Annotated in this window: 4 protein-coding genes and 1 pseudogene; all 5 read left to right on the top strand. The window is 44.0% G+C overall.

Going from position 1 to position 10,977, the window contains the following annotated elements:
* On the top strand, positions 1-244 hold a 244-nt coding region (locus tag F6K52_RS01450), incomplete at its 5' end, for a hypothetical protein (RefSeq protein ID WP_293072943.1).
* Positions 245-530: 286 nt separating this feature from the next.
* Positions 531-941, top strand: a pseudogene (locus F6K52_RS01445) (ureidoglycolate lyase); the annotation flags it as partial.
* 376 nt (positions 942-1,317) lie between these two features.
* Positions 1,318-2,688, top strand: a complete 1,371-nt coding sequence (locus F6K52_RS01440; protein WP_293072940.1) for an AAA family ATPase — start codon at positions 1,318-1,320, stop codon at positions 2,686-2,688.
* The gene (locus tag F6K52_RS01435; protein ID WP_293072938.1) at positions 2,667-7,697 is read left to right on the top strand and encodes a hypothetical protein; all 5,031 of its coding nucleotides are present in this window, start codon (positions 2,667-2,669) and stop codon (positions 7,695-7,697) included. Before F6K52_RS01440 ends, F6K52_RS01435 begins: the two co-directional genes overlap by 22 nt.
* A 281-nt stretch (positions 7,698-7,978) precedes the next feature.
* Positions 7,979-10,867: a tetratricopeptide repeat protein gene (locus F6K52_RS01430; protein WP_293072935.1), complete on the top strand. Its 2,889-nt coding sequence runs from the start codon at positions 7,979-7,981 to the stop codon at positions 10,865-10,867.
* Positions 10,868-10,977 lie beyond the last annotated feature (110 nt).

The following is a 10,977-nucleotide window of genomic DNA, read 5'->3' as shown; positions in this document are numbered from 1 at the left end:
TGAAACTGGTACATATTCCCCCGGTAGTCCCATCATTGATGTTCCTAAACAAGGTAACTATGGAGACTTCATGGAGAGAAAAGTGGAATTTGAGTTTTCCCTAGATTTAGTTTTACGGGTCTCGGAAACAGCCTACGGTATCGCTCAAGGTCAAAATGTGCCCCCAGTTTGTATTCTTAACTGCCCCTTTACTATCCGCAAACTTCCTTGGACTTACGCCCTACCCTGGAATCAAAAGAAGTAAAAAATGAATACTGAATTTAGTATGGCAATATGCCACATAAATACTACACTAGATAGTGGGGGAGAGTAGGCGTAGGCAGTTACAGGTCGGTAGCACTACCGATTTGAGGAAAGTCCGGGCTCCCGAAAGACCAAACTTGCTGGGTAACGCCCAGTGCGAGCGATCGTGAGGATAGTGCCACAGAAAAATACCGCCCCTCGATTTGAGATGGGAAATTGCAGATTTTGGATTTTAAATGCAATCCAAAATCCAAAATCTAAAATCTAAAATCTAAAGGGGTAAGGGTGATCAAGATGATGCTCAGTTAAACCTGGAAAATGGGATATCCCGGTTTTATATCATGCGGCTACACCACAACGGTCGTAAGTTTGATAAAATCACTCGCCACGTCCAATGTACTCAGTGTCTCGGTTCTCTAGAAGGCAAAGACTGGTTCATGGCTGTAGCTCCTCCCACTCAAGATGACCGACCAGTTTTAGAGGATATTGCGGCTTTTCGGATTCCAGGTAACTGCTTTATTAAATTAGAAGTAGGAACTTGGCACGCTGGTCCCTATTTTGACCAGGAATTTATAGATTTCTACAATTTGGAACTTGCTGATACCAATGTCGTCGATCATTTTACCCATGATTTTATAGACAGCCATCAGTTACAGTTTGAAATTGTTATAGCAAACGGAGTAGGGAGTAGGGAGTAGGGAGTAGCGATGCAGCGCCTTCACGCGGGGGTTTCCCCCATGATCGACTGCATCAAGACGGGAGTAGGGAATATGGCCTAAAAACTTATCACAATTCCTACGCAGATACCTAGAGTAACTGATAAAATGGAATGGGTAATAACAAGTAAATCATAATCCCATAATTAGTCACAACATAATAAAAAAATAAGCAAAAGTAACTAATTAATAATAATCTTGGAGCTCGAATTAGTTATAAAATAATCAAATATTATGAATTTTACCTGTTCCCGATTCCCGATTCCCGATTCCCGATTCCCGATTCCCTACCTTAATAGGTAGGTAAATTTTTCACTTGGTGCCAGATATGAGTAATGAATAATGACAAAGGAAACCTATGACAGTAAATATCCAAAAATTCTATAAAGCCTGTAATCCCAGCAAAACCTTAACGGTAGAACAGCCTGAAGACCGTAATTATTATATCGATTTTTCCTCAGTGCGAGGGGGCAAGATCATTGAAGAGTTGAAGGACAATATCACCTTCTTCTCCATGGATGAGCCGACCTGTGAGCTATTTACTGGACATATTGGTTGTGGTAAATCTACGGAATTACTGCGGTTGAAAGCCGAATTGGAAGAAGCTGACTTTCACGTGGTCTATTTTGAGTCTTCTCAAGACTTGGAAATGGGAGATGTAGATGTTGGTGACATTTTACTCGCTATTGCTCGTCGAGTCAGTGAAAGCTTAGACAAAATTAAGCTAGGTGAACCGAAAGGCTTTAAAAAATTACTGGCAGGTGCGGCTAAACTATTGCTCACTGAAATTGAATTAAGCGGTCGGGTAGGAGTTCCTGGGATTGGTGAGGTTGGAGTAGACACGGAGGGGGCGGTTTCCCTTGCAGTTGGGATTGGTGAGATTACGGCTAAGGCTAAGGATAGCCCGGATCTGCGCAGTCGGTTACGGCAATATCTCGAACCTCAAACCAATCGCTTGTTAGAAGTGATTAACCAAGAGTTGCTCGAACCTGCGATCGCAAACCTCCAACAAGTGGGGAAACAAGGGCTAGTGGTAATTGTAGATAACCTCGATCGGGTGGACGCTTCCCAGAAGCCTTGGGGACGTGATCAGCCGGAATATCTATTTGTGGATCGCGGAGCTCAGTTAAAGGGGTTACACTGTCATGTAGTCTACACCATGCCCCTAGCCCTACGATTTTCTAATGACTATAGTGCCTTGACTCAACGCTTTGTAGTAGATCCCAAAGTGTTACCAATGGTACCGGTAAAGTTACGAGATGGCACTCCCCATGAACAGGGCATGGCACTGCTGCGACAAATGGTACTGGCAAGAGCCTTCCCTGATTTAGAGCCTTTAGAGCGTCTTGCTAGAGTAAAAGAGGTGTTCGACTCCCCTGACACTTTAGACCGCCTGTGTTACGCTAGCGGGGGTCATGTGCGAAATTTGCTTCGGTTCCTCAGTACCTGGATCAAGAAAGAAAGACGATTACCTCTGTCTCAAGGCATGTTAGAAACTGTAATTCGAGACCGGCGCAATGAACTAACCCTACCCATCTCAGACGATGAGTGGGAACTATTGTGTCATGTTGCTAAACACAAGAAGGTAGTTGGAGATGAAGGTTACCAAGTCTTGATCCGCAGCATGTTCGTCTATGAGTATCGAGACCAAGATGGGTCTTGGTTTGACGTTAATCCCATTTTGGCAGAAGCGGAAGGATTCAAATCATGCCTAGCTTATACCGCGTAGAAGATGCGGATGCCTACAACAAAAATTCAATGCAGGAACTCGCCTGGGCGATTGAGACGTCCCAAGGGGAGTTTTCCCTGATTTTAGCCCGCCGCAACTATGAAGCTTTACAGGATTACATTGTGCGGAAGTTGCGGCAAGTCTGTGCTATTGAATTCCAGGAAATATATCTGAACCAGTCGGTTAAGAGTCTCTACACCACTATCTTGGAGCAGCTAGGGGATCAACAGCCAGCTGCCGTGATGGTCTTTGGTTTAGACTCCCTGAGCAACCTGGAGCAAGTACTAATCACTACCAACCAAGTGCGAGAGGAGTTTCGCAAGCATTGCCCCTTCCCTCTAGTGTTATGGGTAAATGACGACGTACTCCAAAAGCTGATTCGGTCTGTGCCGGATTTAGAGAGTTGGGCAACAACCACAGATTTTGTCCTCTCCTCCAATCAATTAATTGAAGCTCTAGCAGAACGAGAGAGTTATTTATTTACTCGTATTTTAGATGCCGGTGGGGATCAGTTCCTACCCAATACCGCTATTTTGGGTTCAAGCTATCGCCGAGAATTGGACTCAGCTTTGAGGGATTTGCAAACTCGTGGAGATGTCTTAGACATAACCCAAGAAGCTAGTTTGCCATTTGTGCTTGGTCGAGAAGCTTATACTAATGGTCAGATCGATCAGGCCTTAGAGTATTATCAGCAAAGTTTAGCCTTTTGGCAGCAAGAATTCAGGAGCTGGGAAACACAACAACAGGAAATCCAACAGCAGAGTAGTTTCTCCTCCGGACTGGGTCGAACTACCCCAATACCTCCTTATCTCCGGACGTTGTCTAAGCAGCCCTCAACTCCTTCACCCTCTGAACCCCTAACCCCTTCACCACTAGAACGTCAAGCTCTACTGCTGTTTCATATCGGTTTGTGTTATCTGAGCCTGGCTGAACTCAATCGATCCCAAAGTCGTCACCACTGGATCACAGCCAGAGGGTATTTTCAAAAGTGTATCGATACATTTGAACAAGCAAAACGCCCAGATTTAATTGCCAAGTTTATTACTAAACAGGGCGAAACCCTACAACGACTGGAAGCTTGGAAAGACTTACAAGGTCTGGCGCAACGCTCCCTGGTCCTGCACAGAACCTATGGCAATTCACTGCAACTGTCTCAAGATTATGGATTTATCGCTGCAGTCGCCCTTCAAGACTGCCGTTGGATGGGCGCTCAGCAAGCAGCTAGGAAAGCGTTAGAACTCCTGACACGGTTAACTAATACCTCAGGAGAGTATCAGATGTCCTATCTACTGCTTCTGGCTCAAGCGAAGCAGCATTTGGGTCTCTCGCAAGAAGCGATCGCTATCTTGGAAAGGGCTAAGGAAACCGGTCCAATGGATGCCCCACAACTTTATATTCGCATTTTGGAAAAATTGCGGACGCTTTATTTCCGGCAAAAGCAGTATCTAGAAGCCTTTCGGGTCAAACAAGAACGATTCTCTGTTGAGCAGCAATATGGTTTCCGTGCCTTTATCGGACCTGGTCGCCTTAAACCTCATCTACGCCAAACTTCTACCTTACTCCTAGAGCAGGAAACTGCTGCTGAGGAAATCACTGCTTCTGTACGTCAGAACGATGTAGAGCGCTTAGTGGAACGTATTGGCAGCACCCAGCACAAACTGACAGTGATTTACGGTCAGTCAGGGGTAGGTAAGAGTTCCCTGCTAGAAGCTGGATTAGTCCCCACTCTCAAAACTAAGGTAATTGGAACCCGCGATGTCGTACCAATTTTGGTAAGGGTTTACACCGATTGGGTCAGGGAAGTCTGGAAATCCTTAGCATCTTCTCCGTTGAAAGTTGACCAGTTGAACGGTCAAGGGTCTTCTGTGTTCAAGGTTGAAGCTTCACATCAATTTTCTAACCTGCAACATTCAACCCAAACTAACCTGCAACATTCAACCCAAACTAACCTGCAACATTCAACCCAAACTAACCTGCAACCAGCCACCATTTTAGAGAAATTGCGACAAAATGAACACCGCAATTTGCTAACGGTGCTGATTTTTGACCAGTTTGAAGAGTTTTTCTTTATTTGGGACAATCCTACGGAAAGAAAACGCTTTTTTGAATTTTTCCGGGAGTGTCTTCAGATTCCTTTCGTCAAGGTAATCTTGTCATTACGGGAAAATGATTTGTACTTTTTGTTGCAGGGAATTCGTAATCAAAACTTTTATCCAATCAACAATAACATTCTCGATAAAAATATTCTTTATTATTTAGGAAATTTCTCCTTAGACGATTCTCAATCTATTATTCGCAGCCTAACCGAGCGCTCTCAATTTTATTTAGAAGAAGCTTTAGTAAACACCTTAGTTCAGGAACTAGGCAGCAGTGAAGGCGAAGTTCGTCCCATTGAATTGCAGATAGTAGGAGCTCAACTACAAACTGAAGGAATTACTACCCTAGCTCATTATCGGAGAAAAGGTCCTAAAGAAAAATTGGTGCAGCGTTACCTGCAAGAAGTGATCGCAGATTGTGGATCCGAGAATGAAAAAGCTGCTGAATTGATATTGTATTTACTAACTGAAGAAAATAACACCCGCCCGCCTAAAACCCGCCAGGATTTGGAAAAAGATTTAAACGCCTTGGCAGTAGATTTAGCGATAGAAAAAATAGACCAGTTAGATTTAGTATTAAATATCCTAGTCGAATCAGGATTAGTGGTGCTCTTACGAGAAAGTCCGGTTAACCGCTATCAACTGGTTCATGATTATCTAGTTTCTGTGATTCGCCAGCAGCAAGATAGCGAATTACTCGCCAAACTTAAGGAAGCCCAAGAGCAACATCGGCTTTCTCAAGCCCAGTTACAGAAATCGATGATAGCACTCACCGGCTCCATTGCTGTAGTTGCTATGTTAGCGATCTCAACCGTTTCTGCTGCTATATTTTGGGCTCAAGCTAGAAACAACGAAATCACAGCTTTGATTAAATCCTCAGAAGCCCTTTACGGTTCCAATAATCATGCCCTCGATCCCCTAAAAGATGCCTTACAGGCAGCAACAAAACTTAAGAGGTCACTTGGGGTAAGCTCTGAGACTAAGGATATAGCGATGAGTTCTCTAGAGAAAGCCTTTTATGGGGTGAGAGAGCGCAACCGCTTAGAAGGTCATACTGATACACTCAAAAGTGTTAGTTTTAGTCCCGACGGTGAGCTAATTGCTACAGCTAGTTCCGACAAAACTGTCAAAATCTGGTCCAAGGAAGGCAAAGAACTCTACACGTTAGCAGGAAAGGATGGACATCAGGATGAAATCAGAAGTGTTACCTTCAGTCCTGATGGCAAGTTGATTGCTACCGCTAGTAAAGATAAAACCGTTAAAGTCTGGCAACGGAATGGTAAGTTTATTCAAACCCTGACAGGGCATACTAATTTAGTTTGGAGCGTGCGTTTTAGCCCTGATCGCAAAAGCCTTGCTGCTTCTAGCGAGGATGGCAGAGTTATCATCTGGAGCCTCGAAGGCAAAAAAGCCCAAATCTTTAAAGCCCATGATCAACCAGTGCTCAGTATTAGTTTCAGCCCCGATAGCAAGGTGCTGGCAACTGGTAGTTTTGACAACACGGTTAAACTCTGGCGTAGAGACCGGAATGGCTTGTACAACAGAAAACCTCTAACCATACAAGCCCATGAGGATGCGGTGTTCAGCGTCAGTTTCAGTCCCAAAGGTAAACTGATTGCTACTGGTAGTAAAGATAAGACTGTCAAACTCTGGAAAATGGACGGTACTCGGTATCAGACCTTGGGAAATGATGACCATGAAAGTCATCAAAGTACTGTGACTAGCATCAGTTTCAGTCCCGACGGTCAGACCCTTGCTAGCGCTAGTGCTGACAATACCGTCAAACTTTGGAATCGAAATGGCAAGCTACTCGAAACCCTTACCGGTCATGAAAGTACGGTATGGAGCGTTAATTTCAGCCCCGACAGCCAGACCTTGGCTAGTGCTAGTGCTGACAAAACGGTTAAACTTTGGAGTCGATACGGTAATGAACTCCCTATTCCCACAGGGGATGAGAATACCGTTTACAGCGTCAGTTATAGCCCCGACGGTCAGACTATTGCTACCGCTAGTAAGAACAACACAATCCAACTCTGGAGCTTAAATGGTCAATTGCAGCGAACTCTGACTGGTCATACCGATTGGGTTTGGGGTGTTAGTTTCAGCCCTGATGGTAAGACTATTGCTAGCGCTAGTGCAGACAAGACTGCCAAAATCTGGAATAAGAATGGTAAGTTACTGCACACCCTATCTGGTCATGAGAATGTGGTCAGGAGTATCGCTTTCAGTCCCGATGGCCAAATTATCGCTACGGCTAGTCGGGACAAAACAGTTAAACTCTGGAATAAGAATGGTATTGAGATTAGAACTCTGACTGGTCATACCAATTGGATTAATAGCGTCACATTCAGTCCTGATGGTGAGACTATTGCTACGGCTAGTGCTGCTACGGCTAGTTCTGACCCAACCGTCAAACTCTGGAATGTTAGTGATGGCAAGGAACTGCAAACCCTCGATGGTCATGAGAATTGGGTTTTTAGTGTTCGTTTCAGCCCCGATGGTAAAACCCTGGCCTCTGCTAGCAGGGATAAGACGGTTAAACTCTGGAATGTTAGTGATGGTGAGGAACTAACATCTCTTGAAGGTCATGAGAATACCGTCTGGAGTGTGGTGTTTAGCCCCGATGGTGAAACCATTGCTACCGCTAGTGCTGACCAAACTGTCAAGCTTTGGAACACCAAAGGTAAACACCTTCAAACCTTTTATGGCCATGATGATGATGTAGTTAGCCTCAGTTTTAGTCCCGATGGCAAAACTATTGCTTCTTCAGATTCATCTGCTAGAGTAATTATATGGAATTTAGAGACTATCAGAAATCCTGATCAACTACACTCCCTTGCTTGCGATTGGCTGCAGGATTATCTAAAGCACAATACTAAGGTCAATAAGAGGGAGCGTCGTTGGTGTCGTTAGTGGTTCCCTGCTGAGTCCTGATTCTGTCAGAAGCAGTCTGGAATGGGATTGCAAAAAACTATGGCAATTTTAATAAGTGTTAAGTAGTACGGTTAGATAGTGCTAGGTAGTGTTAAGTATTTAAGTGTTACTACTTAACACTTAATCCTATCATGACTAATCACAAAACAATCACAAAAAATTGCTATTTTGCTACCAGGATAGAATTTAATTCCCTGATAACATAATTACCTCACTTGCTGGCATAAGCGCTTGCTGGCATAAGCAATATCCTTAAAATCATGATTAAATCACCCCTACTCGACCCTGTAGCTAATCACCACCGGGATACTGTAGAAGAACTAGCCTGGGCAATAGCTGCTAGTGAGGGACAGTTTTTACTGATGTTCGCACACTGTAATTATGCCAAGTGGCGTAAGCGAGTGGTGCGCAGGCTACACAAAATTTCCTCTGTGCCAATCCGGGAAGTATTCCTAGAGCCATCTGCTTGTACACTCTACACCACCCTCCGACAGGAAATCGGGGAGGAACAGCCAGCCGCTTTGATGGTGTTTGGTTTAGAGTCAGTCACCGACCTTGATGAACTGTTAATCGCCACAAACCAAGTTAGAGAAGAGTTTCGCAAAAATTTCGAGTTTCCATTAGTGTTGTGGATTAACGATGAGGTGCTGTGTAAGTTGATTCGCATCACACCAGATTTTCACAGTTGGGCAACAACGGTTATGTTTGAAATCCCAACCTCAAGCCTAATTAGCAACCTAAAACAAAAAACCAGTTCTTTATTTACCAAAGTCTTAGAATTAGGTGCCAGTGAAATTTACCCCAATGAGGCTATCTTAGGTGCTGGTTATAGTCAGGAAATTAAGTTTGCCTTACGGGATTTGGAAAGTGGGAACCACGAGTTGCCACCAGAGTTGCTAGCCAGTCTAAACTTTGTCTGGGGTCGAGAGGCTTATGGATTGGGCAAGATTGATGTTGCTATCACCCACTATCAGAAAAGTTTAGACTTCTGGCAACAGGAGCCCCGCAAGCACCAGAGCAAGCCCGAAAACAACGGTGAGATTCTACCCGGACTTGGTCTGCCTACCTTCATATCCCGTAAACCCATTGCCCCTCCACGTGGCGAGCGAGAAGCAGTTATCCTGTTTCACCTAGGATTGTGCTATTGCGATCAGGCTAAGCAGTATAGACGAACAGACCCTAGCTATGGAGAAAATTGGCACAAGGCTAAAGAGTATTTAGAGCAATGTCTGGTTGTGTTCGAGCAAAAACAACGACCGGATTTAGTGGCTAAGTTTATTAATCAACTCAGTGAGATACTGCAATCTCTTGAAGCCTGGGAAGATTTGGAAAGTCTAGCTAAAAACTCTCTAACGCTACACAGAAGTTACTCTGCTCCTGTGCAACTGGCTCAGGATTATGGATTTTTAGCAACAGTAGCGCTACACAAATCCTGCTGGCAGGAGGCTTACACAAACGCATTATATGCCAATGTAATTATCACAAAAGTCACAGAAGAACAGGGTGCTGCGCAGGATAGGGAAGATTTGTTGGCCAATGGAACACAGGGAAGAGGGGGAAGTAAAAAATTATCCTATCATCCCGCAAGTATCCAACCCCAACAACAGCAACAGTACCCTGACTATCAGGAAAATTCTGCTTTATCTTGCCTCAATGGCATAGTTAAGATAGATCAAGATGTAGAACAGATTACAAATAAATCTCCCGTTGCTCGGTATCTGTTACTTCTGGCTCAAGCCCAACAGCACTTGGGTCAGCATTCCGAAGCGATTCGCCATCTGGAACGGGCTAGGGAGTTAGGCATTGGTGATGACCCGAAACTGTACCTGGAAATCCTGGAAACTCTAGGAACCCTCTACTGGCAACAAAAACGATATCAAGCAGTATTTAGATTAAAACAAGAACGGCTTGCGATCGCACAACAGCATGGTTTACTTGCTTTTATCGGTGCGAGTAAACTCAAATCCTCCCAACAGAATCACTTAGCACAAAATCAGTTAGCACAGACCAAGAGTAAAGGTAGCGCTACCGTATCTCAGGCAATGACTGCTTCCGATTGGCAACACAAAGTACAAGAGCTAGTGCAACGCATTGCCAGTACCCAGCACAAACTAACTGTCATTTATGGTCAGGCTGGAGTGGGCAAGAGTTCCTTACTAGAAGCTGGGCTAATCCCCGCCCTAAAACAGCAACCCATTGGTAACCGTGATATAGTCCCAATTAGGTTGAAGGTTTACACTGACTGGGAAAAAGAGCTGGGTAAACGTATCTTAGAGTCGAAGGGTGAAAGTTTAAAGGTTGAAGGTTTAACGGTTGAAGGTTATAAAAACAACCTTGGCCAAAAGGCCACGCTACGCGAAGAACCGGCTACTCTTCTAGACCAGTTGCAAAAAAATCAACGGCAAAACCAGAGAAACATCCTGATTTTTGACCAATTTGAAGAGTTTTTCTTTACTTGCCGAGAGCCAGCTGAACAAAAACGGTTCTTTGAGTTTTTCCGTGACTGTCTTAATATTCCCTATCTGAAAGTGATCCTGTGTTTACGGGAGGATTATCTACACCTATTATTAAAGTGCGCTCGTCAGGTAGATTTGGATGCCATTAATAATGATATTCTTAATAAAGGTATCCTTTATTATGTCGGTAATTTTTCTCCAGAAGAGGCAAAATCGATTATTTATAATCTAACCACTAGAGCTAAATTTTACCTAGAGGATGCATTACTCGATGAGTTGGTAAACGACTTAGCTAAGACTGAACCAGTGGGAGAAGTAAGCCCGATTGAATTACAGATAGTGGGAGTGCAACTGCAAACTGAGCAAATCACTACTTTAGCGGCTTATCGGCAAAACGGATCAAAAGAAAAGCTAGTGGAGCGCTATTTAGAAGGGGTTGTTTCTGATTGTGGTTCAGAAAACCAAAACGCGGCTTGGAAAATTTTGGGTTTGTTAATGGATAAGAATGGCACTCGGCCATTCCGAACAAAACACGATTTAGGAGCAGAGTTACAGTTATCTACTGACAACTTAGATTTTATCCTAGAGCTATTGATCAAATCAGGTTTAGTGATGAAATGGCAGCAAGAACCAGAAGCTCAATATCAACTGATGTATGATTATTTAGCTGAGCCTATTCGTAGCCGTTACTGATTGTAAGCTTATGCGCTACGCGCAGGCTACGCCAACAGCTATCAGCTATCAGCTATCAGCTATCAGCTATCAGCTAATGCGCTACTTGAGGTGCTTTTGAATAAAAGAGG

This window comes from Moorena sp. SIO3H5, from assembly GCF_010692395.1.
Taxonomy (GTDB): domain Bacteria; phylum Cyanobacteriota; class Cyanobacteriia; order Cyanobacteriales; family Coleofasciculaceae; genus Moorena.
The sequence above is the reverse complement of the archived record's forward strand: the minus strand, read 5'-3'. Positions and strand labels throughout refer to the sequence as shown.